Raw genomic sequence first — 22,335 nt, 5'->3', positions numbered from 1 at the left:
CGGCGCCAACCCGACCGCGAAGCTCTCTAGACGACCGCGCGGTCCCAGCGGATCACCTGGTCGAGCACCTCGGGAAACTTCCGCTCGGCGTATCGCACGTACTCGTTGATGTGGTCGCGCATCCGGTCTTCGGACGCCTGCGGGTCGCGCGACAGCAGCGCCTGGTGGATGCCCTCGTGGGCCTTGAGGATCGCGGCGCGGCGCGGGCTCGGGTAGTCGATGCCGATCACCGTGCCGTCGAGGATGCCGAGCAGCGAGTCGACGATGTAGCCGAACAGCGTGTTCCCGGACGACCAGGCGATGATGTCGTGGAAGCGCTGGTTGGCCTCGAGGAAGCGGTCCTGGTTGTCGAGGTGGTCGCGCATCTGGTGGATGGTGCCGCCGAGCTCGGCCAGGGACTCGTCGGAGATCCGGTCGGCGGCCAGCCGGCTGATCATCGGCTCCAGCGCCGTGCGCACCTCGACGATGTTGCGGAAGGGTGCCTGCTTGAGCTGCATCAGCAGCACGAGCGTGCTGGCGAGGTGGGACGCGTTGGGATCGACCAGGATCGGGCCGCCGCGCGGACCCGGCTTGATGACGATGACGCCCTGGAACTCCAGGAAGCGCAGGGCCTCACGCAGCGTGCCCCGCCCGGTCTCGTAGCGCTCCAGCATCGAGCGCTCGGGCTCGAGGTGGTCGCCCGGCTTGAGGTGCTCATTCTGCACGTCGCGGATGATCCGCTGGGCGAGGAGCATCGCCGCCTTCTGTGGCCGCTGACCGCCGTTTGCGGTCGAGGACATCATGGACGCCATCGCTCCTCCGAGAACCCCATTACTCTGGCAAACATTACCATCGTTATGCGCATCCCGCCGACCCGTGCTCAGACGGGCGTCGGGTCCAACGCCCAGCCGGCGTCGAGGTCCGTCGAAAGCTCAACGGTTATCTTCATCGATCGGAACAGCGCGTGCGACCCCGCTGCGTCGACGCGCAGGTCGTAGGTGCCCCAGCCGATGACCGAACGCTCCCGAGCGCGGCCGACGAACAGGAAACGAGCCGCCGCCGCGATGGTGTCGTCGCTCTCCGCGGTCAGCTTGGGAGTCGCCACGAAGTGCTGCTTGAGTGACGGCTCGATCTCCCAGGCGGCCCGGAACGCCTCGGCGATCTCCGTACCGCCGGTGAAGGTGCCGCGCGGGTTTCGCAGCACCGCGTCCCGGTGGAAGAGCGCGACCACGGGCTCGACCTCCCGCCGGTCCACCGTGGCCGCGTACTCGTGCAGGAGGCCCCGCGCCCGCTCCATCTGTTCCAGCCGGTGTACTCGCGCCGCCAGCGTGTCCAGGTCGGTCATGCCGTCCATGGTAACCGAAAATTATGCATACCATTACTATGGTTCGTTGTGTGGTGTCCGGACATGCGGCGGGGGCGGCACCGCGATGGTGTCCGCCCCCGCCGGCTCTACCTCAGGTGGCCGTACAGCTCAGTGTCGGCGTGGTGTTCGTGCCGTTCCAGGATCCGTTGAACCCGAAACTCGTGCTCTGGCCGGCGTTCAACCGGCCGTTGTAGCCCGCGTTCGCGGCGGTCACCGCTGTGCCGCTCACGGTTATCGTCGCGTTCCACGAACTGGTGATGCTCTGCCCGTTGGGCCAGGTCCACCGCACCGTCCAACCGCTGATCGCGCTGCTGCCGGCGGTCACCGTCACGTTGGCGCCGAATCCGCCGCTCCACTCGTTCGTCTTGGTGTACGTCGCGGTGCAGGCGCCGTTGCCCGGAGGCGGCGTCGTCACCGGCGGCGTGACGGGCGGGGTGGTCGCCGGCGGGGTGGTGACGGGAGGCGTGGTGACGGGAGGCGTGGTGGCCGGCGGGTTGCCGCCGCCGCCGAAGACGACGTCGCTGCACAGGTAGTACGGCTGGTCCATGTGGCTCGCCTGCCAGACCGTGTAGACGACGTGCCGCCCGGTGCGGTTGCCCGCGTTCACCTGGGCCTGGTAGAGGCCGGTGGTCGGGTAGCTGCCGGTGCGCAGGACCAGGTCCAGGCTGCCCCAGGTGAGCGGCTGCCGGGTCGGGTCGAAGCCCTGCTTGGTGATGTAGATCAGCATGTAGTCGGCACCGTGCCGCGCCCCGTCCGTGAGGGTCAGGGTGAAGTTGTTCGGGATCGACTTGGCGACCCACGCGCCGACCGTGTCGAGCGAGGCGTAGAGCCCGCCCTGCGTGCGGCCACCGCTGCAGAGCTGGCCGTCCGGCACCGCGGCCTGGTGGTTGCCGCCCACGTTCTCGCGGTACAGCCCGTTCCAGTTCCACATCGTGTTGGGGTTGGCCTGCCAGGCCTGGGCGCACATCGGGTCGGTCTGCGCCATGTTGGGGTTCAGGTGGTCGTCGCCCCAGCGGTCCCAGCATCCGTAGTTGCGGGACGGGGGGTCGGTGACCGAGCCGTGCGCCGAGGCGGGGGTGACCTGGGCGATGACGACCATCGTGAAGGCGGCCGCCACGGCGGCGACCGTACCGACGACGAGGCGTTTTGCTCGCTTCGAAGCTTCCATGACTCTCCAGCGGGTTCGTACTCGGGCGTGGACGCTCGACACATGCGTGGGCGCGTCGAGGGCACGCGGTGGCTGACGTACGTGACGTCGAGTACGCGGGCAGCGGAAGAAAACTGCCGCGTCGGCTTTACGGCTCCCGGGGTGATGCTACCTGTCAGATTTACGTTCGTGAATGCCAGGATGGTGGCGCGGGCTCGGCCCACCTCCGGACGTAGCCCGACCCGCCGTCTCACGCCAGCCTCCCCGGCGAGGTTTCACCTGGCGGCGTGCGGTGAATACGGCAGGCGGCACCGTACCGCCGGGTCCTGCCGGAGGTGGACCGATGAGCGCACTGAATCGTCTCCCCGGGGTGAGGCGCCGGCCCGCCGTGGCCGAGGCCGCGTCGCGCGGACACGGCCGCCGCTGAGATGGACTGGGCCGGATGGGCCTTGTTCGGGCTGGTGGCCACCACCGCCCTCACCGCCGTGATGATCACTGCTCAACTGGCCGGGCTCACCCGGCTCGACCTTCCCCTGGTGCTCGGCACGATTGCGACCGACGATCCGGACAAGGCGCGGATCGCCGGGTTCTTCATCCACCTCACCGCGGGTCAGGGCTTCGCCCTCGGGTACGCGGCCACCTTCGCCCTGCTGGACCTCGCCAGCTGGTGGTTCGGGATGTTGCTGGGCGCCCTTCACGTGTCCATCGCGCTGCTGGTGCTCATCCCGCTGGTCCCGGGCGTCCATCCGCGCATGGCGTCGCACCGCGCGGGCCCGGCCAGCACGGCCGTACTGGAACCGCCCGGCGTGCTCGCCCTCAACTACGGCATACAGACTCCCGCCGTCACGGTCGTCGCCCATCTCGTCTACGGAGCCATGCTGGGGCTGCTCCTCCAGGCCCGCTGAGGAGGTGTCCGTGATGCCTGCTCGGCCGATCGGCGACTACGGGCTGCTCGGCGATACCCGTACCGCCGCGCTGGTGTCGAGTACCGGAGCGATCGACTGGTTCTGCGTCCCCCGCTTCGACGACAAGCCGGTCTTCGGTCGGCTGGTCGGCGGCCCGGCGGCCGGGACGTTCCGGCTCGGTCCGGCCGGTCCGGCGCCGGTCGTCGAACGTGGCTACCGGCCGCACACCGCGACCTTGGCGACGACCTGGCAGGTGGGCGAGGGACGGCTCACGCTCACCGAGGCGATGGTGGCCGAGGTGGCCGGGCGCCTGCTGCCCGCGACGCTGCTCGTGCGGCGCCTGTCGGCCGAGGGGGCGCCGGTGGAGGCCGCCGTCGACTTCGATCCCCGCTTCGGGGAAGGGCACCGCCCGCCCCGGATCCGCCGCCGCGCGCGACTGGTGTGCGAATGGGGGCCGCTCGCCATCTCCCTCACCTGCGCCCCGCAGGTGGCCGTCGTGCCGGGGCGAGCCACCTCGGTCACGGTCACCCCCGGCCAGCCGGTCACCTTCGTGCTGGGCGTAGCCCACCGGGAACCCCTCGTCCACGTCGACCCGGCCGCGGCCTGGGACCTGCTGACCGGGGACGAGGAGCGCTGGCGTGCCTGGAGCGCCGAGATCGACGATTCGCTTCCCTTCCGCGAAGCCGTGGTGCGCAGCCTGCTCACGCTGCGGCTGCTGACCTACTCACCCTCGAACGCCCCGGTCGCCGCGCCGACCACCTCCCTGCCCGAGGAGCCCGGCGGCGTACGGAACTGGGACTACCGCTACGTCTGGCCCCGCGACGCCAGCATCGGCATCGCCGCGTTCCTCGGCGCCGGCAAGCACCAGGAGGCCCACGGCTTCCTCGGCTGGCTGCTGCACGCCAGCCGCCTCCAGCGCCCCAGCCTGCCGGCGTTGCTCACCCTCGATGGGCGCCACGTACCGCGCGAACGCGAACTGGCCGGCTGGCCCGGCTACGCCGGCAGCGTGCCGGTGCGGTTCGGCAACGACGCGACCGACCAGCACCAGCTCGACGGCTACGGCTGGGTCGTCGACGCGGCCTGGGTACTCGTGCAGGCCGGCCAACACCTGTACGGCGAGACGTGGCGGGCGATGCGCGGCTTCACCGACCTCGTCGCCCGCCGGTGGGCCGAGCCCGACGCCGGGATCTGGGAGATCCGCGGCGATCCGGCCCACCACGTGCACTCCAAGCTCATGGGCTGGCTCGCGCTCGACCGGGCGCTGTGCATCGCCGAGACACACCGGGTACCGGCCGCGCAACGCCGCCGGTGGCAGACCGCGCGGGACGCGCTCGCGGCCGAGGTGCGGGCCCGCGGCTTCGACCCGGCCAAGGGCAGCTACACGCGTAGCTACGGCTCCGCCAACCTGGATGCGGCGCTGCTGCTCATGCCGGTCATCGGCCTCGACGATCCCGACTCGCCCCGGGTCCGCGGCACGATCGCGGCCACGCGCGCCGAGCTGTCCGCCGGAGGACCTTTGCTGTACCGCTATCCGCCGGGCCGCGACGGCCTGCCCGGTACCGAGGGCGCGTTTCTGCCGTGCTCGTTCTGGCTGGTCCAGGCGCTCGCCGCCACCGGTCAGCGCGCCGAGGCGGTGGCCCTGTTCGAGGCGTTGCTCGCGCACGCCAGCCCGCTCGGCCTCTACGCGGAGGAGATGGACCCGGCCACGCGCGACCATCTCGGCAACTACCCGCAGACGCTCACCCACGCCGCGCTCATCCAGGCCGCCCTGGCGATCCGCGAGGCACCGGAGACCACCGCCTGATCAGGGATGCGAGGCCAGGCGGTCGGTGGAGCCGGCGTCGAGTGCCCCGCTGACGTCGCGGATCGCCTGGCGGATGAGGTCGCCGTACGCGTCGTCGGGCAGGTCGGTGACGAGTTCGCGGGCGGTCGTGAGGTGCTGGCGGGCCTGCCGCTCGTCGGCGAGGCGGCGGTGGCAATCGGCGAGGTTGAGGTGCAGTGACGGCAGGAAGGCCCGCACCTGTAGCGACCCGTCGTACCGCCGCGCACGCTCGTCGGTGAGCGAGGCCACGGCGGCCAGGGCGCGCTCGTCCCAGGCCAGCTCCTCTTCCGTCGATTCCTGGAGGTCCGCGAGGTAGTGGGCGAGCGTGCACCGGTGCAGCGGATCGCCGTCGACGCCGAGGTCCGCCCACACGGCGGTGAGTTCCTGGCGGGCTCGGGCTTTCTCCCCTTCGTGGCCGAGGCGGACCGCCGCGAGGATCCGGGTCATCGTGGGGTCGGTGTCCTGCTGGGTCATGCTGCTCCCCCTGGAGTCGGGTCGATGGTCACGGGCATGGCGAGCGTGGTCAGGTCGCCGTCGTCGGCGGATCGCACGACAGCCGGCTGGTCGGGGCGGCTGAGTTGCAGCATCACGTCCGGGCCGACGCTGGCCGCCAGCACAGGGCGCAGCGTCGCGTGCTGGAAGCTGATCGCGAGCGGCGCGCCCGCCGTCTCGGCCGGGATGGTGACGGGCCGGCGCGCGCCGGACGGCCGCACCGTCACGCCGTCGCCGATCACCAGGTGGACCCGGGCCTCGGGGTCGTCGCCGAGGGCCGACAGCAGGGTCCGCCGGGGGATCACCGCCCGCGTCGAAGGTTCCGGCAGCTGGTCGAGGACGATCCGATAGCGGGGATACTCGCCGGCGATGGCGGCCAGCGTCTCCTCCCCGGCCGGGCCGGCGAGCCGGACGCCCGCACCGGTGACCGTGACGCCCACCGTCTCCTGCCGGCCGATCCATGGGCGCGCCCGCTCCAGCAGGTCCGCCGGGACGACCGCCGTGGCCGGGTCGCGGGGGCGACCGCCGATGGCCATCGACCGCACCGCCAGCCGGTACCGGTCGGTGGCCACCAGCCGCAGCTCCCGCCCGTCGACCTCGAACAGCACGCCGCCGAGGACGGGCTCCGGTCCACCGGCGCGGGCCGCCGGCGACACCTGGCCGATCCCGTCGGCCAGCATCTGGCCCGGCAGCGAGACGGCGGCGCCGAGCCGCGACCTGACCAGCGCCATGGCGGCGGACGCCTTTCCCCGCGCCTCCTCGACGGCCCGCTCCATCGCCCTCAGGTGGTCCGCGATCAGCCGCTGGGCCTGCTCCTCCGAGGCGGTCAACACGCGTCGCACGTCGCCCAGCGGCAGGCCCGCCTCGCGCAGTTGCCGGATGAGCGTCACCTCCTCCACCTGCGCGGCCGAGTAGTAGCGGTAGCCCGTCGCCGGGTCGACGGCGGCCGGCCGCACCAGCCCGCAGTCGTCGTAGAACCGAAGGGCGCTCGCGGTCACCCCGGTGACCTGCGCGAACGTACCGATCGGCAGGAGATCGTCCCGACCTGTCACGTCGCCATCCTGAAGGTTCGACCAACCTGAAGGTCAACAGGGACGCCGGCGCGCTGCGACACTTGACCCATGGACCAGCATCTGTACGAGCCGGTGCACGCGGAGTTCCGCGAGCTGTGCCGGGAGTTTCTGGCGCGCGAGGCGGTGCCGCACCACGCCGCGTGGGAGGAGGCCGGCACCGTCGACCGCGAGGTGTGGCGCAAGGCCGGCGCGGCGGGGCTGCTGGGGATGGACGTCGACGAGGCGTACGGCGGGGGCGGGCAGCGCGACTTCCGCTTCAACGCGGTGCTGGTGGAGGAGATCGTGACGTCGGGCTGTTCCGGCCTCGGCTTCGCGCTGCACAACGACGTCGTCGCGCCGTACCTGACCGACCTCACCACCGAAGACCAGCGCAAGCGGTGGCTGCCCGGCTTCTGCTCCGGCGACATCGTCACCGCGATCGCGATGAGCGAGCCGGGCGCCGGCTCCGACCTGGCCGGCGTGCGCACGTCGGCGGTGCGCGACGGCGACTCGTGGGTCCTCAATGGACAGAAGACCTTCATCACCAACGGCGACATGGCCGACCTCGTGGTGGTGGTCGCGAAGACCGCGCCGGACGAGGGCGCCCACGGCGTGAGCCTGTTCGCGGTCGAGCGGGGTACGCCCGGCTTCTCCCGGGGCCGCCGCCTGGAGAAGGTGGGCCTGAAGGCCAACGACACGGCCGAGCTCTTCTTCGACGAGTGCCGCGTGCCCGCCGACAACCTCATCGGTACGGAGAACCACGGCTTCTACCACCTCATGGGCAACCTGCCCCGCGAGCGGCTCGGCATCGCGGTGGCGGCGGTCGCGGCCTGCGAGCGGCTGCTGGCGATCACGCTGGAGTACGCGCGCGACCGCGAGGCGTTCGGCCGGCCGATCGGGAAGTTCCAGCACAACCGCTTCCTCCTCGCCGAGCTCGACACCGAGGTGACGATCGCGCGGACGTTCCTGGACCACTGCGTGCGGGAGTACAACGCCGGGCGGCTCACGGTGGTCGACGCGGCCAAGGCGAAGTGGTGGACGACCGAGTTGCAGAACCGGGTCGCCGACCGGTGCGTCCAGTTGCACGGTGGCTACGGCTACATGCTGGAGTACCCGGTCGCCAAGGCGTGGCTCGACAGCCGCGTGCAGACGATCTACGGCGGCACCACGGAGATCATGAAGGAGATCATCGGGCGTAGCCTGGGGCTGTGACGAGCCTTGTCGATGCCCCCGCCATCCAGCGCCGGACCCTGCGCCTGCTCTTCGTCACGCAGGTCATCGGCGGGATGGGCGTGGCCATCGGGCTCTCGGTCGGCGCGCTGCTGGCCGCGCGGCTCGGCGGCACCGCCATCGCCGGTCTGGCCACGAGCGCGGGCGTGGTGGGCGGCGCGCTGCTCGTCGTGCCACTCACCCGCATCACCAACGCGCGCGGGCGGCGATGGGGGCTCGCGACCGCGTACCTCGCGGGCGTGCTCGGTGGCGTGCTCGTCGTGGTGGCCGCGGCGCTCGACTACGTACCGCTGCTCTTCGTCGGCATGGCGCTCTTCGGCGGCGGGTCGGCGGCCAACCTCCAGGCCCGGTACGCGGCCGTCGACCTCGCCGAGCCGCCCCGCCGCGGGCGCGACCTGTCGCTGGTGGTGTGGGCGACCACGATCGGCTCGGTGGCCGCGCCCAACTTCGCCGCGCTCGCCGACGACGCGGTGCGCTGGTCCGGGATACCCGCGCTGACCGGCCCCTTCGTGTTCAGTGTGCTGGCGTTCGGGTGCGCGGCGTCCGTACTCCTGCTGCTTATGCGGCCCGACCCGCTCCTCACCGCGCGGCGCGCCGCGGCGGTCGAGCGGGCACCACATCGCGAGGGCTTCCGGCCCGCGCTGCGCGCGGTCGCGGAAAGACCGGCGGCCCGGCTGGGCGTCGCCGCGGTCGCCGTCGGCCACCTCGTCATGGTGGGGGTCATGGTCATGACGCCGGTACGCCTTGGCGAGTCGCATTCGGACGCCGACGTGCTGCGGGTGGTGGGCATCGTGCTGAGCCTGCACATCGCCGGCATGTACGCGCTGTCGCCGGTCGTCGGCTGGCTCACCGACCGGCTGGGGCGGCGTCCGGTGATCCTCGGCGGGGTCGGGCTGCTGCTGGCGGCCTGCGCGGTGGCCGGCACGGCGGGGCACGACACGGCGCGCCTCGCGGTGGGGCTCACGCTGCTCGGGCTCGGCTGGTCGGCCACGATGGTGGCCGGCTCGACGCTGCTGTCCGAGTCGGTGCCGGCCGAGGTACGGCCGTCGGCGCAGGGACTGTCCGACCTGGTCACGGGCTTGGCGGGGGCGTCCGCGGGGGCGCTGAGCGGTTTTGTGGTCGAGCTGAGCGGGTACGCCACGCTGACCGCCTTGGCCGCCATCGCGACCGTGCCACTGGTCGCGCTAGCGTTGCGGCCGGTGGTGTTTTCGTTGCGCGTCTAGGGCGTGTCTGGTGGGTCTTGTGGGTGCGAGGCGAGGTCCAGGCGGCGGTCCGGTGCCACCGGTCGTCGTCTGGGCCCGCCGCAGCCCTGCGAAGATCCACCAGACACGCCCTGGCGCGGCTCGTTCTTGGGGGTTTGACGGGTGCGGCTCACGGACTTCTGGGCGCGGTTGGAGCAGGCGTTCGGCCCGGCGTACGCGGCCAGCCTCGCCTCCGACCAGGTGCTCACCCAGCTCGACGGGCGGACCATCCAGGAGGCGCTGGACGCGGGGACCCCGACGGTGGTGGTGTGGCGTGCCGTGGTCGCCGCGTACCCCGATCGAGTGCCGGCCCGACTCCGCTGAGTCACCTTTTTCGCGTGTTGCTGCTTGTCGGGCGTGTCGTCGCTTGCGTCGTACAAGTGTTCGGCTATTGTCCACAGCGGGGTGCTTGTCCACAGGCTGCGGCCCGTCGGCTGTTTTCTGTCAGACCCAGCGCCTAGCGTGTCCGCGTGACGAGAAGCTCTTCGGCGAAGACGCCCGCAAAGACGGCGAATGTAGGGGTGGCGGCAATGGGGGCAGGAACACCTGACCGGGAAAAGGCGCTCGACCTCGCTCTAGCGCAGATCGACAAGCAGTTCGGCAAGGGCTCGGTGATGCGGCTGGGGGAGCGGCCGGTCATCCAGACCGCGATCATCCCGACCGGCTCGATCGCCCTCGACGTGGCGCTCGGTGTGGGCGGTCTGCCGCGCGGCCGAGTGGTCGAGATCTACGGCCCGGAGTCGTCCGGTAAGACCACGGTCGCGCTGCACGCGGTGGCCAACGCCCAGCGGGCCGGCGGCATCGCGGCGTTCATCGACGCGGAGCACGCGCTCGACCCGGAGTACGCGAAGGCGCTCGGCGTCGACACCGACCAGCTGCTCGTCTCCCAGCCCGACACGGGTGAGCAGGCGCTGGAGATCGCCGACATGCTGGTCCGCTCCGGTGCGCTCGACATCATCGTCATCGACTCGGTGGCCGCGCTCGTGCCGCGCGCCGAGATCGAGGGCGAGATGGGCGACAGCCACGTCGGTCTCCAGGCCCGCCTCATGAGCCAGGCGCTCCGCAAGATCACTGGTATCCTCAACAACTCCGGCACGACCGCCATCTTCATCAACCAGCTCCGCGAGAAGATCGGCGTCATGTTCGGCTCGCCGGAGACCACGACCGGTGGCCGCGCGCTCAAGTTCTACGCCTCGGTCCGTCTCGACGTGCGGCGCATCGAGAGCCTCAAGGACGGCACCGACGTGGTGGGTAACCGCACCCGCGTCAAGGTCGTGAAGAACAAGGTGGCCGCGCCGTTCAAGCAGGCCGAGTTCGACATCATGTATGGCAAGGGCATCTCCCGCGAGGGTTCGCTGATCGACGTCGGCGTGGAGCAGAGCATCATCCGCAAGTCCGGCGCGTGGTACACGTACGACGGCGACCAGCTCGGCCAGGGCAAAGAGAAGGCCCGCGAGTTCCTCAAGGAAAACCCGGACGTGGCCGCCGAGATCGAGAAGAAGATCCTCGAAAAGCTCGGTGTCGGCCAGGGCGCCAGTGACGAGGCCGGCGGGGTCGAGCTGCCCCCGGTCGACTTCTGATCCGGCTCGCCATGGCCGGACGACGGCGTGGCGCGCGCACGGGGCGGGGTTGGGATGCCGCACCGCCCCGTGCGAAGTCTGCATCGGACGGTGGTGCCGCCCCGGCGCGGTCGCGCGGCCGGTGGGCGGCACCACCGCTCAGCGGTGGCGACGAGGGCGACTTCGAGTGGCCGGAGGGCGCGGTGCCGGCTCCCGGCGCGGTCGACTCCGGCGCGGAGGAGACCGCCCCTGACCAGCCGCTCGCGACGGGCTGGTCGGTCGCCGGCAGCCCCGACGGGCGGCCCGTCGGCGGCTCGCGTTGGCCCTCCGCGGCCCGTGGCCGCCGCCGTGACGAGCCCGGTGGCGAGCCGGGCGCCGGGCGCGGCCGTGCGCGCTGGGGCGGCGGTCGCTCGGCGGCACAGGGCCCGGTCGACGAGGCCGAGCGGGCCCGCGAGATCTGCCTCGACCAGCTCGCCGTCCGCCCGCGCACCCGGGCCGAGCTCGCCACGGCGCTGGCCCGCCGCGGCATCTCGCCCGAGGTCGCGGTGCAGGTGCTGGAGCGCTACGACGAGGTCGGCATCATCGACGACGCGGCGTTCGCCCGCGCCTGGGTCTCCAGCCGCCACCAGGGTCGGGGGCTGGCCCGCCGGGCACTCGCCAATGAGCTGCGCCAGCGCGGCGTCGACGCGGAGACGGCCGGCGCCGCCCTCGACGACCTCGACCCCGACACCGAGGCGGCCACCGCGCGCGCCCTGGTCGACCGCAAGCTCCGCACGGCGCGCGGCGAGCCGGAGGCCGTCTTCCGGCGGCTGGTGGGCATGCTGGCCCGCAAGGGCTACGGCGCGGGCCTGGCCTTCCGTGTGGTCAAGGACGCGATGGCCGCCCAGAGCGAGGAGGCGGCCGAGTTCGCCGACGCGGTAGACGCCGACGCGCTGGCCGACCTGGAGGGCGGCGAGCGCACCGAGTAGCGACCGGCGTCGACGCGACCGTGGCGGCGCTGCGGCGGGCGTGCCCGGAGCTGCCCGTCGGGGTGAGCACCGGCGCCTGGATCGCACCCGATCCGGATGAGCGGATCGCCGCGATCGAGTCGTGGGGCGTGCTGCCCGACTTCGCCTCGGTCAACGCGCACGAGGAGGGCGCCGAGCGGGTCGCGGCCGCCCTGCACGCGCGCGGTATCGGCGTCGAGGCGGGGCTGTGGACGCCGCCGGCGGTGGCGGCCTACCAGGAGTGGCGCGTCCCCTGCATACGCGTGCTGCTGGAGTGCATGGAGCCCGAGGAGGAGCGGGCCCTCGGCAACGCGCACGCGATGCTGGCGGCGGTGAGGGCGGGCGTACCCGTCCTCCTGCACGCGGAGGGGCCGGCGGTTTGGGCGATCCTGGGTGAGGCGCTGCGGCTTGGCCTGCACACGCGTGTGGGGCTCGAGGACACCCGGACGATGCCGGATGGCACGATGGCAACCGGCAATCGCGCTCTGGTGGAAGCCGCGATGACCTTTGGGCTGACCCACAGATCATCCGTGTGATCCCAGGGGTCGGCCGAAAAATGTGCGGCGTTCGTGACTCGTCCCGGAATGCCCGTAGCGCCATGACCTGCGCGTGAGCTTTCCGATGCCCTGCGTCCCGAGTTCGGTCGGATCATGGGTCCTTGACCGAACCGCCACTCGCGACCTAGCCTCGCGTTACAGACGAGGAAGCCCGACCATCGCAGGCTAATCACACAACATAGATCGCGTAACAGTACGGCATCACTTTAGATCCGTCGTCGACCAGGCCGCGTCGGCGACGGCGTGACATATCAGGCCAGTGGCGGTGCCCAAGGGGGCGCCGCTGGTGGTCGTACCCGCGGCCAGCTGCCTCGGTCGGGCGACACAGCCGTAAGGCGCGTCAGTGGGCGGGCACAACCCGTCCCCGTGGCGCCCGAGGCGGCGGAGGGAGGCGGCATGGGCGGGATGACCGTGGCACTGCTGATCGCGGTGCTGGCGCTGGCCGTACTCGTGCTTGTTGCTCTTGTCCTTGGCGCGCGGGCGCTGCGTAGCCTGACGACGGCCCAGCCGGCAGCGGAGCGGGCTGACGACCCGGCGTTCGTGGCCGAGCGCGACCGTCAGGAGCAGTCGCTGGCCGCATTGCGGAGCGCGGCGGGTGAGGCGACGTCCGCCGCGGAGCAGGCCAAGACGACCGCGACCGCGGCCCGCACCGATGCCGCCGAGGCGAAGGCCGAGGCCCGTGCGGCGCGTGCGGAGGCGCGCCGTGTGCTCGACGCGGCCCGCGCCGAGGCCGACACGATCCTGGAACGGGCACACCGGCAGGCCGAGACCGACGCGGAGCAGGCGCGCGCGGCGGCGCGGCGCAGTGGTGAACGCGAGATCTCGATGCTTTCCGCGGCCGTCAAGGAGCAGGCCGCGGAGCTGGAGCGGCGCACCGCGCGGATCGACGAGCGGGAGCGGCTGCACACCGAGGAGGTCGAGCGGCTGACCGAGCGCGACCGGCGGATCGCGGCGGCCGAGGCGGAGCTGGCCGAGCGGGAGTCGGCGCTGGCGGAGCGCGAGTCGACGCTGGTCGAGGCGGAGGAGCTGCGGCGGCGCGAGCTGGAGCGGGTGGCCGGGCTGACCGCCGAGGTGGCCAAGTCGGAGCTGGTCGAGGCGATCGAGGGCCAGGCGAAGCGCGAGGCGGCGCTGCTCGTGCGCGACATCGAAAACGACGCCCGCAACACCGCGGAGCAGCGCGCCCGCCACATCGTGGTCGACGCGATCCAGCGCGTGGCGAGCGAACAGACCGCGGAGAGCGTGGTCAGCGTGCTCCACCTCCCCGGTGACGAGATGAAGGGGCGCATCATCGGCCGCGAGGGGCGCAACATCCGCGCCTTCGAGTCGGTCACCGGCGTCAACCTCATCATCGACGACACGCCCGAGGCCGTACTCCTCTCCTGCTTCGACCCGGTGCGCCGCGAGATCGGCCGCCTCACGCTGGAGAAGCTGGTGCTCGACGGGCGGATCCATCCGCACCGCATCGAGGAGGTCTTCGAGACCGCCAAGCACGAGGTCGAGCGGCTGTGCGAGCGGGCCGCGGAGGACGCGCTCGTCGAGGTGGGCATCACCGACCTGCACCCCGAGCTGATGACGTTGCTGGGGCGGTTGCGCTACCGCACGTCGTACGGGCAGAACGTGCTCAAGCACCTCGTCGAGACCGCGCACATCGCCGGCATCATGGCCTCCGAGCTGCGGCTGGACGCCCAGATGATCAAGCGGTGCGCATTCCTGCACGACATCGGCAAGGCGCTCACCCACGAGGTGGAGGGGAGCCACGCGCTGATCGGCGCCGACCTGGCCCGCAAGTTCGGCGAGCCGGAAGAGGTGGTCCACGCGATCGAGGCGCACCACAACGAGGTGCCGCCGCAGACCATCGAAGCGGTTCTCACGCAGGCTTCGGACGCCTGCTCGGGCGGGCGCCCCGGCGCACGGCGGGAGAGCCTGGAGGCGTACGTCAAGCGGCTGGAGCGGATCGAGGAGATCGCCGCCGGCAAGACCGGCGTGGAGAAGGTCTTCGCCATGCAGGCCGGCCGCGAGATCCGGGTCATGGTCAAGCCCGACGACGTCGACGACATCGGCGCGGCGGTGCTCGCCCGCGACGTGGCGAAGCAGATCGAGGAGGAGCTCACCTACCCCGGCCAGATCCGGGTCACGGTGGTGCGCGAGTCCAGGGTCACCGAGATCGCCCGCTGAGCGTCGCCCCGCGGGGTGCGGCGTCCCGCGCGGGATGGGCAACAGATTTGGGCTACCGCGATGTGCGTCGTGGTCCGGGCCGCTGCTCCCGCAGCCTCGCCCTCCGCGTCCACACGACCTCGCCGGGGCCGTCGTGGTCGCGGTCCGTTCCAGGGGGCGCCGTCTCGCGCCCGGGTCGCTCCAGAAGTCGAGGTGTGTTCCCCGCCGGCGCCACGGCCTCGCTGGCCCGGCCGGCGCCGCTGGTGTGACCGCCTCGCCTGCCGGCCGGGATGGCGCGCGGCTGGGCGGCACGTCGCCGGCTTGCGGTCGGGGCGGTGTGTACGGGACCGCCGGGCCTTGGCGGGCCGTTCCGGGCTGGTGCCGGTCAGGCGTTGACAGTCAGGCCTTGACGGTCGGCTCGATCTCGGCGGCCAGCGCGGCCGGTGGCTGTTCGGCCGGGAGAGCGGCGGTCTTGCGGCCGCGGGCGAGGCGGCGCTGCACGTACTCGGCGAGCTTGGAGAGCGCGTAGTTGACCAGGATGTAGATGGCGCCGACGACGAAGTAGATCTGGATCGGGTTGGGCTGCGGGAGGGCCTGGATGATCTGGCCGCTGACCCGCAGCACCTCTTCGTAGCTGATGATGAAGCCGAGCGAGGTGTCCTTGAGCACGACGACGAGCTGGCTGATCAGCGCCGGCAGCATGATGCGGAACGCCTGCGGCAGCAGGATCATCCGCGTGGTCTGAAACGAGCTGAGCCCCATCGCCTCGGCCGCCTCGCGCTGGCCGCCGGGCAGGCCCTCCATGCCAGAGCGGAGGATCTCGCCGATGACCACCATGTTGTAGAGGGTCAGGCCGATGACCAGGTACCAGAGGATGTCACCGAGGTCGACGCCGAGTTCGGGGAGCGCGCTCGCCACGAAGAAGATCGTGATGACGACCGGCAGCCCGCGGAAGATCTCCACGAAGAAGCGGGACACGAGGTTGAGGATCCAGCTCAGCCCGCGGAGGGCGTACGCGGCGGGGGCGGCCAGGCCGGTGAACTTGCGCTGGCCCAGCGCCTTGAGCTGGATGCGGAGCACGGCGAGCAGGACGCCGAAGACGAGCGAGGAGAGGATCGCCAGGGCGGCGGCGGTGAACGTGGCGACGAAGCCTTCGCGCAGCCGGGCCCACACCTGGGAGAAGACCTCGTTGTTCGGGTCGATCAGCGGGCCCCACAGCTCCATCGAGAACTGGCCCTGCTCGTCGAGCGGCCGGTAGACGAGGTAGTAGGCGCCCGCTACCAGGGCGATCACGGCGACCACGCTGAAGATGAGCGTGAAGCGGCGGGCCCGGGGGCCGGGCGCGTCGTAGAGGACGGTCTGCTGGTCCTTCACTGTGTCTCCTGGCTCGCTCGCTCGTGCGGCGCTGAAGGCGACGTCTTCCCTGCCGTCGCCGAAACCTCGGCTGTGGCGGCGCCGCTGGTCCCGACCGTGTCGGCGGTGCCGCTCGGTCCAGACGCCGCGCCAACTCGCTCGCTCACCGGGCCACCGCCCGGCGACGCTCGGCGCGGTCGAGGAGGAGCCCGAGGGGCACGGTCATGATGAGGAACCCGATCGAGACACCGATGAAGACCGGGATGATCGGCTCGCCCAGTGCGCTGGTGAGGTTGACCCCGGAGTTGGAGAGTTCACCGACGAGGCCGAAGAAGCCGGCGAGCGCGGAGTTTTTGATCATGGCGATGATCACGCTGCCGAGCGGCACGATGGCCGCCTTCCGGGCTTGCGGGAGCACGACGTAGCGCAGGTTTTGCGTGAACGTGAGCCCGATCGCCCGGGCCGCCTCGGCCTGGCCCGCAGGTACGGCGTTGATGCCGCTGCGGATCGCCTCGCAGACGAACGCTCCGGTGTAGACACTCAGCGCGACGATGGCGAACCGGAAGTAGGGGATGTCGACCCCGAGCCGGGAGAAGAGCGTCGTCAGCCCGGGGATCCGGAGGAAGTCGGCGTTGGAGCCGAGTGCGGGGAGCCCGAACGCCGCGAAGAAGAACACGATCGTCAGCGGGCAGTTGCGGAACACGGTCACGTAGGCCGTGCCGACCCAGCGCAGCGGCGGTACGGGCGAGATCCGCATGACCGCGGCGATGGTGCCCAGGATCAGGGCACCGATCGCGGAGAGGAGACAGAGCTGGAAGGTGAGCCAAAGACCGCCAGCGAAGACGTCGATGTGATCGACCAGAACACTCACGGAAACCTCCTACCGCTCACCTTCCAGCTCTCTGTCGTTTAGTACCGGTTGACGGCCGGCCCGGTGGGCACGTTCTCGTCGAACTTGCCCGCCGTTTCCTTCCACGCCGCCTCGTAGCGCCCGTCGCTGTACGCCTTCTCGAGGGTGTCGTTGATGAAGGTGCGGAAGGCGGTGTCGCCCTTCTTCAGGCCGATGCCGTACGGCTCCTCGGTGAAGTTTTCGCCGACGAGCTTGAACTTGCCCTCGTTACGGGCGATGAAGCCGAGCAGGATGACGTTGTCGGTGGTGACCGCCTGGACCTGGCCGGTGTTCAGGGCGTCGATGCACTTCGTGTACACGTCGAAGACCACGAGCTGCTCGGCCTTGTTGGCCAGGTGCTTCTCGATCTCGGCCGCCGGCGTGGAGCCCTGCACCGAGCAGACCTTCTTGTCGCCGGCCTTGAACGAGTCGGGGCCGGTGATCGAGTTGTCCTCGGTCTTCACCAGGATGTTCTGCCCGGCGACGTAGTACGGGCCGGCGAAGTCGATCCGCTCCTTGCGCTTGTCGTTGATCGTGTACGTGGCGACGACGATGTCCGCCTCGCCCTTCTCGATCTTCTCCTCGCGCGTCGCGGAGGGCGTCTCGATGTACTCGATCTTGTCCTCGGGAATGCCGAGCTCCTCGGCGATGATCTTGCCGATCTCGACGTCGAAGCCGGCGGGCTTGCCGTCGAGGCCCTTCAGGCCGAAGCCGGGCTGGTCGAACTTGGTGCCGACGATGATCTTCTGTGCCTTGTTGAGCCGCTCCATGGTGGTGCCGGCCTCGAAGGTCTTGCTCCCGCTGCCCGTGGAACCGGTGTCTTCGCCGTCTTCGCCTCCGCAGGCCGCGACGCCCAAAGTCAGGACCGCCGCCGCGGCGATCGCTGTCATGCGTGTCATACGCATCTGTAAACCCCTCCTCTTTCGACGGAGCCCCCGAATCCCGGCGGTGTGCTCCACAATGGACGCTTAATGCGTCAGGATCTTCGACAGGAAGTCTTTGGCCCGGTCACTCTTCGGACTGCCGAAGAACTCGTCGGGCGGTGCCTGCTCGACCAACTGGCCGTCGGCCATGAAGACCACCCGGTTGGCGGCGTGTCGCGCGAACCCCATCTCGTGCGTCACGACCACCATGGTCATGCCCTCCCGGGCCAGTGACGTCATCACGTCGAGCACCTCGCCGACCATCTCGGGGTCGAGCGCGCTGGTCGGCTCGTCGAACAGCATCGCCTTCGGCTGCATCGCCAGGGCCCGGGCGATGGCCGCCCGCTGCTGCTGCCCACCGGACAACTGGGCCGGGTATTTCGCCGCCTGGCTCGCGATGCCCACGCGCTCGAGGAGCGACATGGCGCGCTCGCGGACCGCGGCTGGCTTCTCCTTGCGCACCTTGACCGGGCCCAGGGTCACGTTTTCCAGGATGGTCTTGTGCGCGAAGAGGTTGAACGACTGGAACACCATGCCGACCTCGCTGCGCAGCCGCGCCAGGGCGCGGCCCTCCGCGGGAAGTGGCTGGCCGTCGAACGTGATGCTGCCGGAGTTGATCGGCTCCAGCCGGTTGATCGCGCGGCAGAGGGTGGACTTGCCCGAGCCGGAGGGCCCGATGACCACCACGACCTCGCCACGGTCGACCGAGAGGTTGACATCTTGGAGCACGTGCAACGGGCCGAACCACTTGTTGACCGATTCGAGCACGATGAGCGGTTTGCTCGCCGCCACTGTCGTCACCGCCCTGTAACGTCTTGACTACTCTCGGTGTGCCGAACTGCTCGGCTCCGGCAACTTTATGCGTGCTGGAGTGCGGGAACGCCACATAGTTGGTCACGGAGAAATAACACCGGCCACGCGTTCCGTGTTGGGCAGCGACCATCGTCTTATGAAGACCACCGCCGCCATCTGGTCCTGGTCGGTGGACGCCCGCGTCGCACCGGCCCGGTTGTGCGCCACCCTCGAAGTGGTGCTCGCCCGCCCGGTCGTGCCGCTGGGCGCCGCCGACCCCGCCCGACTGCCGGCGGACGCGGTCATCTGCGACGTCTGGCACACCTCGGGCGACTTTCCGACGATCGTGGAGTGCTACGGCCCGCCGGCGGGCGTGGCCGAGATGGCGGTGGTGGCCGCGGTCGCCCGCCGCCTCGGCCACCGCTGCCTGGTCGCCGACGACACGCTCAACCCCGAGCGCCACCTGCTCGCGGCGCCGGACGGTACGCTCCGCCCCGCGCACGTGGACGTCGCCGACACCGAGGACGGCGCGGCGCACTCCAACGCCCGCCCGTGCACCATCGCCACGCAGCGCTGCCGCGAGTCGGAGGAGTGCCGCCAGTCGCGGTGGGAGCCCGACCTGATCGTGGCCGTGCCCGACCTGGCGTTGGCCTGAGGCTCAGCGCCGCCCGGAGGCGATCCGCGCCTGGCGGGCCTTCTCCCGCCGCACCTCGGGCGTGTCCGCGTTAGGGCTGGGGCGGACCACAAGCTCTTCGAGCAGCGTCCGCGTGGCGTCGGCCACCGCGGCCACCGCGGCGTCGAAGGCATCCGCGTTGTGGGCGGCGGGGGTACGGAAACCGGAGATCTTGCGGACGTACTGGAGTGCGGCCGCCTGGATGTCAGCCTCGGTGACCTCCTCGACGAACGGCTCCCGCAGAGTCACGATGCTCCGGCACATAAGTTCCTCCTATTTGATGACTTCGATGCGACACCGTGGGCCCGGCGCATGGGCCAGTCTGGCATCGCTCGTCAGCAAGGTCGCCGACAGTAGTTCGGCGAGTGCGACGTAGGACGCGTCGTATGGCGTGACGTTGTCTGCTAGCTGCCAAATCCGTCGGACCAAGCCCATATGCGGCATGCGCTCAATGGGTAGATCCGTGAGATCGACGATGGCCAGTGCGGCGCGTTCGGCGCTGAGGTGTGTCGATCGCACCAGCTTGCGAAGGACTGAGAGGACCTCGAGATCGACCAGTTCGGGCGCCGCCAATTCGGCCCCCAGTAGCCTCTCGCGGATGGCTTGTCCAGCATCGCCGTCGTCAACCAAGGCGACCACAAGAACCGACGCGTCGGGGACGATCAACGTTCGCGGTCCTCCCGGAGCAGCGCTGCTGCTTGATGAGGGGTCAGGCGCCCGCCGGATCGCTGGCCCATCCGCTGGATGACCTCCTCCAGCGTCGGCCGTCGGGCCTCCCGGGTGAGGCGTGCCAGCAGATATTCCTGTAGTGACTGCCCGGCCGCCGCTGCTCGACTCCGCAGGATCCGGTGTACGTCCTCTGGAACGTCCTTGACCTGGATGTTCGGCATGGCTCCACTCTAGCGCCAGAACATGCGATCCGGCTCCAGTCAAAGTCATAGCGGCTCCTGGGGCGGAAGGAAAGTGAGTGGTTCGTCAGTTATCGACAATCAGGCTGTCGATGAGCGAGTGCAGTCGCTGAGCCGTCTGCAATGTTAAACAAGCACTCCCACCGCTCGTCGTGCGCGCCATGGGGCGAGGTCTAACCTGGTGGCCGTGGAAAGGGTTCCTCCGGTGGATGCGAAGAGTTACAAGGTGGTCACATATGGCTGCCAGATGAACGTCCACGACTCCGAGCGCATCTCCGGCCTCATGGAGCAGGCCGGCTATGTGCGTGCCGCCGAGTCGGACGAGCCGGACGTGGTGGTCTTCAACACCTGCGCCGTGCGGGAAAACGCCGACAACCGGCTCTACGGCAACCTCGGCCACCTGCGCCCGGTCAAGGACAAGCACCCCGGCATGCAGATCGCGGTCGGCGGCTGCCTGGCGCAGAAGGACCGCGGCGAGATCGTGAGCCGGGCGCCGTGGGTCGACGTCGTCTTCGGCACGCACAACATCGGCTCGCTGCCAGTACTGCTGGAGCGCGCCCGCCACAACGCCGCCGCCGAGGTGGAGATCCTCGAGTCGCTGGAGGTCTTCCCCTCCACGCTGCCGACCCGCCGCGAGTCGACGTACGCGGGATGGGTCTCGATCTCGGTCGGCTGCAACAACACCTGCACCTTCTGCATCGTGCCCTCGCTGCGCGGCAAGGAGAAGGACCGCCGGCCCGGCGAGATCCTCGCCGAGGTGGAGGCGCTGGTCGCCGAGGGCGTGCTGGAGGTGACCCTCCTCGGGCAAAATGTCAACTCGTACGGTGTGGAGTTCGGCGACCGGCTCGCCTTCGGCAAGCTGCTGCGCGCCACCGGCGGGATCGAAGGGCTGGAGCGGGTCCGCTTCACCAGCCCGCACCCCAAAGACTTCACCGACGACGTGATCGCGGCGATGGCCGAGACGCCCAACGTCTGCCACCAGCTGCACATGCCGCTCCAGTCCGGCTCCGACGCGGTGCTCAAGGCGATGCGCCGGTCCTACCGGGCGGAGAAGTACCTCGGCATCATCGAGAAGGTCCGCGCCGCCATGCCCGACGCGGCGATCACCACCGACATCATCGTGGGCTTTCCCGGCGAGACCGAGGAAGACTTCGAGCGGACGCTCGAGGTGGTGCGCGCCGCCCGCTTCGCCGGCGCCTTCACGTTCCAGTACTCCAAGCGTCCCGGCACGCCCGCCGCGACCATGCCCGACCAGCTTCCGAAGCAGGTGGTGCAGGAGCGGTACAACCGGCTGATGGCCGTGGTCGAAGAGGTCACCTGGGCGGAAAACAAGGCGCTCGTCGGTGAGACGGTCGAGGTGCTCGTGGCGGTGGGCGAGGGGCGCAAGGACGAGCGCACCGGCCGCCTCTCCGGGCGGGCCCGCGACGGCCGGCTGGTCCACTTCGCGACGGCGCCGGCCGCAGCCGACGGCCAGCACACCGCCGCAGACGAGGTGCGCGACCAGATCCGCCCCGGCGACATCGTGCACACCGTCGTGACGTACGCGGCGCCCCACCACCTCAACGCCGACGGCGCTCCGCTGCACCACCGGCGCACGCGGGCCGGTGACGCGTGGGAGAAGGGGCGGGCACCTCGCACGCCAGGCGTGCTGCTCGGGATGCCCGCCGTCCGTCCTAGTTAGACGTTGATCCGGCCGGCACCGGCACCGCCGGTGACAATGGACTTCACGTTGCACGCGCTGTCGAGCTGGTACGAGTACGGGATGCTGGCCACGCTGCCGCCGGCCTGCCCGCTGCCCGAATTGACGAAGCAGTTGTTGCGGGCCACGAGCGTGCCGGGGCCGGAGTCGCCCTCGCCCTCGCCCAGGTGGTATGGGTCGTCGGTGTTCTCGAAGTAGTTCCCCTCGACCAGCACGCCCGCGCCCTCGGTCGATGCCACGCCGTAGCCGCCGACGTTGCTGTAGAGGTTGTTGTACACGTGCACCGGGTTGCCGAAGCGCACACGCGGGTGGCGCTGGTTGGAGCCGTCGAACCAGTTGTGGTGGTACGTCACGCGCAGGTGACCGCGGTCCTGGCTGGCGTTGTCGTCACTGTGACCGAGCAGCATCGACTTGTCGTGGCCGAAGACGCGGTTCCACGAGACGGTGACGAAGTCGGAGCCGCGCTTGACGTCGACCGCGCCGTCGTACCCATCGGTGAAGCTGTTGTGGTCGATCCAGATGTTGGTGGCCGACTCCTGCACGTTGATCGCGTCGTCGTCCCAGCCGCGGAAGGTGAGGCTGCGTCGACGCCGTCACCAATCACGAAC

Annotated in this window: 23 protein-coding genes and 1 pseudogene; 11 read left to right on the top strand and 13 right to left on the bottom strand. The window is 70.6% G+C overall.

The genetic code is table 11. The features are described from left to right. Window positions 1-26 precede the first annotated feature (26 nt). The 3 genes from ACFFIA_RS26445 to ACFFIA_RS26435 form a co-directional block, all read right to left on the bottom strand. Window positions 27-782 carry a FadR/GntR family transcriptional regulator gene (locus ACFFIA_RS26445; RefSeq protein ID WP_377255144.1) on the bottom strand — a complete coding sequence of 252 codons (756 nt, stop codon included), beginning with the start codon at window positions 780-782 and terminating at the stop codon, window positions 27-29. 77 nt (window positions 783-859) lie between these two features. Next, window positions 860-1,324: a nuclear transport factor 2 family protein gene (locus ACFFIA_RS26440; RefSeq protein ID WP_377255141.1), complete on the bottom strand. Its 465-nt coding sequence runs from the start codon at window positions 1,322-1,324 to the stop codon at window positions 860-862. A 112-nt stretch (window positions 1,325-1,436) separates the two neighbouring features. After that, window positions 1,437-2,513: a lytic polysaccharide monooxygenase auxiliary activity family 9 protein gene (locus ACFFIA_RS26435; protein ID WP_377255138.1), complete on the bottom strand. Its 1,077-nt coding sequence runs from the start codon at window positions 2,511-2,513 to the stop codon at window positions 1,437-1,439. 428 nt (window positions 2,514-2,941) lie between these two features. On the opposite strand from ACFFIA_RS26435, the gene ACFFIA_RS26430 reads away from it, so the two are divergent. Further along, window positions 2,942-3,397 carry a hypothetical protein gene (locus ACFFIA_RS26430; protein ID WP_377255136.1) on the top strand — a complete coding sequence of 152 codons (456 nt, stop codon included), beginning with the start codon at window positions 2,942-2,944 and terminating at the stop codon, window positions 3,395-3,397. Window positions 3,398-3,410: 13 nt separating this feature from the next. Then, the gene (locus ACFFIA_RS26425; RefSeq protein WP_377255133.1) at window positions 3,411-5,201 is read left to right on the top strand and encodes a glycoside hydrolase family 15 protein; all 1,791 of its coding nucleotides are present in this window, start codon (window positions 3,411-3,413) and stop codon (window positions 5,199-5,201) included. Here the strand turns inward: ACFFIA_RS26425 and ACFFIA_RS26420 are convergent, their stop codons facing one another. Together ACFFIA_RS26420 and ACFFIA_RS26415 are read right to left on the bottom strand one after the other, a co-directional pair. Continuing rightward, window positions 5,202-5,693 (bottom strand): hypothetical protein, encoded by a 492-nt coding sequence (locus tag ACFFIA_RS26420; RefSeq protein ID WP_377255130.1) that lies wholly within the window; start codon window positions 5,691-5,693, stop codon window positions 5,202-5,204. Beyond that, window positions 5,690-6,763, bottom strand: a complete 1,074-nt coding sequence (locus ACFFIA_RS26415) for a DNA polymerase III subunit beta family protein (RefSeq protein WP_377255127.1) — start codon at window positions 6,761-6,763, stop codon at window positions 5,690-5,692. Before ACFFIA_RS26415 ends, ACFFIA_RS26420 begins: the two co-directional genes overlap by 4 nt. A gap of 69 nt (window positions 6,764-6,832) precedes the next feature. Here ACFFIA_RS26415 and ACFFIA_RS26410 point away from each other — a divergent pair, with 69 nt between their 5' ends. From ACFFIA_RS26410 to rny, 7 genes are all read left to right on the top strand, one after another. Continuing rightward, window positions 6,833-7,975, top strand: a complete 1,143-nt coding sequence (locus ACFFIA_RS26410) for an acyl-CoA dehydrogenase family protein (RefSeq protein ID WP_377255124.1) — start codon at window positions 6,833-6,835, stop codon at window positions 7,973-7,975. Beyond that, window positions 7,972-9,216: an MFS transporter gene (locus ACFFIA_RS26405; RefSeq protein ID WP_377255121.1), complete on the top strand. Its 1,245-nt coding sequence runs from the start codon at window positions 7,972-7,974 to the stop codon at window positions 9,214-9,216. The genes ACFFIA_RS26410 and ACFFIA_RS26405 overlap by 4 nt, the downstream gene beginning before the upstream one ends. 141 nt (window positions 9,217-9,357) lie before the next feature. Then, complete coding sequence (locus ACFFIA_RS26400; protein WP_377255118.1) at window positions 9,358-9,558, top strand: DUF3046 domain-containing protein; 201 nt, start codon at window positions 9,358-9,360, stop codon at window positions 9,556-9,558. Window positions 9,559-9,764: 206 nt separating this feature from the next. Further along, entirely contained in the window at window positions 9,765-10,814 is a 1,050-nt protein-coding gene (gene recA, locus ACFFIA_RS26395) for a recombinase RecA (RefSeq protein ID WP_173058220.1), read from the top strand. A 434-nt stretch (window positions 10,815-11,248) separates the two neighbouring features. Further along, window positions 11,249-11,761: a regulatory protein RecX gene (locus tag ACFFIA_RS26390; RefSeq protein WP_377255306.1), complete on the top strand. Its 513-nt coding sequence runs from the start codon at window positions 11,249-11,251 to the stop codon at window positions 11,759-11,761. Between the two features lie 20 nt (window positions 11,762-11,781). Then, a complete protein-coding gene (locus ACFFIA_RS26385) occupies window positions 11,782-12,315 on the top strand; it encodes a 3-keto-5-aminohexanoate cleavage protein (RefSeq protein WP_377255115.1) in 534 nt (177 codons plus the stop codon). A 417-nt stretch (window positions 12,316-12,732) separates the two neighbouring features. After that, window positions 12,733-14,511 carry a ribonuclease Y gene (rny, locus tag ACFFIA_RS26380; RefSeq protein ID WP_377255112.1) on the top strand — a complete coding sequence of 593 codons (1,779 nt, stop codon included), beginning with the start codon at window positions 12,733-12,735 and terminating at the stop codon, window positions 14,509-14,511. 378 nt (window positions 14,512-14,889) lie between these two features. On the opposite strand, the gene ACFFIA_RS26375 is transcribed toward rny, so the two are convergent. From ACFFIA_RS26375 to ACFFIA_RS26360, 4 genes are all read right to left on the bottom strand, one after another. Beyond that, entirely contained in the window at window positions 14,890-15,864 is a 975-nt protein-coding gene (locus ACFFIA_RS26375) for an amino acid ABC transporter permease (RefSeq protein ID WP_377255110.1), read from the bottom strand. Window positions 15,865-16,006: 142 nt separating this feature from the next. Next, on the bottom strand, window positions 16,007-16,714 hold the full coding sequence (locus ACFFIA_RS26370) for an amino acid ABC transporter permease (protein ID WP_377255107.1): 708 nt from the start codon (window positions 16,712-16,714) through the stop codon (window positions 16,007-16,009). A 38-nt stretch (window positions 16,715-16,752) separates the two neighbouring features. Then, a complete protein-coding gene (locus ACFFIA_RS26365; RefSeq protein ID WP_377255104.1) occupies window positions 16,753-17,637 on the bottom strand; it encodes a glutamate ABC transporter substrate-binding protein in 885 nt (294 codons plus the stop codon). Between the two features lie 63 nt (window positions 17,638-17,700). Continuing rightward, a complete protein-coding gene (locus tag ACFFIA_RS26360; RefSeq protein WP_377255303.1) occupies window positions 17,701-18,447 on the bottom strand; it encodes an amino acid ABC transporter ATP-binding protein in 747 nt (248 codons plus the stop codon). Between the two features lie 157 nt (window positions 18,448-18,604). On the opposite strand from ACFFIA_RS26360, the gene ACFFIA_RS26355 reads away from it, so the two are divergent. Beyond that, the gene (locus ACFFIA_RS26355) at window positions 18,605-19,102 is read left to right on the top strand and encodes a hypothetical protein (protein WP_377255101.1); all 498 of its coding nucleotides are present in this window, start codon (window positions 18,605-18,607) and stop codon (window positions 19,100-19,102) included. A 3-nt stretch (window positions 19,103-19,105) separates the two neighbouring features. On the opposite strand, the gene ACFFIA_RS26350 is transcribed toward ACFFIA_RS26355, so the two are convergent. The 3 genes from ACFFIA_RS26350 to ACFFIA_RS26340 are packed head-to-tail and all read right to left on the bottom strand — an operon-like array spanning window position 19,106 to window position 20,010. Beyond that, window positions 19,106-19,369: a DUF2277 family protein gene (locus ACFFIA_RS26350; RefSeq protein WP_377255098.1), complete on the bottom strand. Its 264-nt coding sequence runs from the start codon at window positions 19,367-19,369 to the stop codon at window positions 19,106-19,108. Between the two features lie 24 nt (window positions 19,370-19,393). Next, window positions 19,394-19,786, bottom strand: coding sequence for a type II toxin-antitoxin system VapC family toxin (locus tag ACFFIA_RS26345; RefSeq protein ID WP_377255095.1), 393 nt, complete (start codon window positions 19,784-19,786; stop codon window positions 19,394-19,396). Then, the gene (locus ACFFIA_RS26340) at window positions 19,783-20,010 is read right to left on the bottom strand and encodes a FitA-like ribbon-helix-helix domain-containing protein (protein ID WP_377255093.1); all 228 of its coding nucleotides are present in this window, start codon (window positions 20,008-20,010) and stop codon (window positions 19,783-19,785) included. The genes ACFFIA_RS26345 and ACFFIA_RS26340 overlap by 4 nt, the downstream gene beginning before the upstream one ends. 223 nt (window positions 20,011-20,233) lie before the next feature. Here ACFFIA_RS26340 and miaB point away from each other — a divergent pair, with 223 nt between their 5' ends. Further along, window positions 20,234-21,709 (top strand): tRNA (N6-isopentenyl adenosine(37)-C2)-methylthiotransferase MiaB, encoded by a 1,476-nt coding sequence (miaB, locus tag ACFFIA_RS26335; RefSeq protein WP_377255090.1) that lies wholly within the window; start codon window positions 20,234-20,236, stop codon window positions 21,707-21,709. Here miaB and ACFFIA_RS26330 read toward each other — a convergent pair. Further along, a pseudogene (locus tag ACFFIA_RS26330) lies at window positions 21,706-22,311 on the bottom strand (pectate lyase family protein); the annotation flags it as partial. The gene miaB and the pseudogene ACFFIA_RS26330 overlap by 4 nt on opposite strands. Between the last annotated feature and the right edge of the window lie 24 nt (window positions 22,312-22,335).

Source organism: Phytohabitans kaempferiae, from assembly GCF_042433955.1.
GTDB lineage: Bacteria > Actinomycetota > Actinomycetes > Mycobacteriales > Micromonosporaceae > Phytohabitans > Phytohabitans kaempferiae.
The sequence above is the reverse complement of the archived record's forward strand: the minus strand, read 5'-3'. Positions and strand labels throughout refer to the sequence as shown.

Bases quoted from the DNA above. Each gene is read 5' to 3' on its own strand.
- ACFFIA_RS26445 (WP_377255144.1), bottom strand. From the start codon at position 782: ATGATGTCCTCGACCGCAAACGGCGGTCAGCGGCCACAGAAGGCGGCG.
- ACFFIA_RS26440 (WP_377255141.1), bottom strand. From the start codon at position 1,324: ATGACCGACCTGGACACGCTGGCGGCGCGAGTACACCGGCTGGAACAG.
- recA (WP_173058220.1), top strand. From the start codon at position 9,765: ATGGGGGCAGGAACACCTGACCGGGAAAAGGCGCTCGACCTCGCTCTA.
- ACFFIA_RS26425 (WP_377255133.1), top strand. From the start codon at position 3,411: ATGCCTGCTCGGCCGATCGGCGACTACGGGCTGCTCGGCGATACCCGT.
- rny (WP_377255112.1), top strand. From the start codon at position 12,733: ATGGGCGGGATGACCGTGGCACTGCTGATCGCGGTGCTGGCGCTGGCC.
- ACFFIA_RS26365 (WP_377255104.1), bottom strand. From the start codon at position 17,637: ATGCGTATGACACGCATGACAGCGATCGCCGCGGCGGCGGTCCTGACT.
- ACFFIA_RS26410 (WP_377255124.1), top strand. From the start codon at position 6,833: ATGGACCAGCATCTGTACGAGCCGGTGCACGCGGAGTTCCGCGAGCTG.
- ACFFIA_RS26340 (WP_377255093.1), bottom strand. From the start codon at position 20,010: ATGCCGAACATCCAGGTCAAGGACGTTCCAGAGGACGTACACCGGATC.
- ACFFIA_RS26420 (WP_377255130.1), bottom strand. From the start codon at position 5,693: ATGACCCAGCAGGACACCGACCCCACGATGACCCGGATCCTCGCGGCG.
- ACFFIA_RS26355 (WP_377255101.1), top strand. From the start codon at position 18,605: ATGAAGACCACCGCCGCCATCTGGTCCTGGTCGGTGGACGCCCGCGTC.
- ACFFIA_RS26435 (WP_377255138.1), bottom strand. From the start codon at position 2,513: ATGGAAGCTTCGAAGCGAGCAAAACGCCTCGTCGTCGGTACGGTCGCC.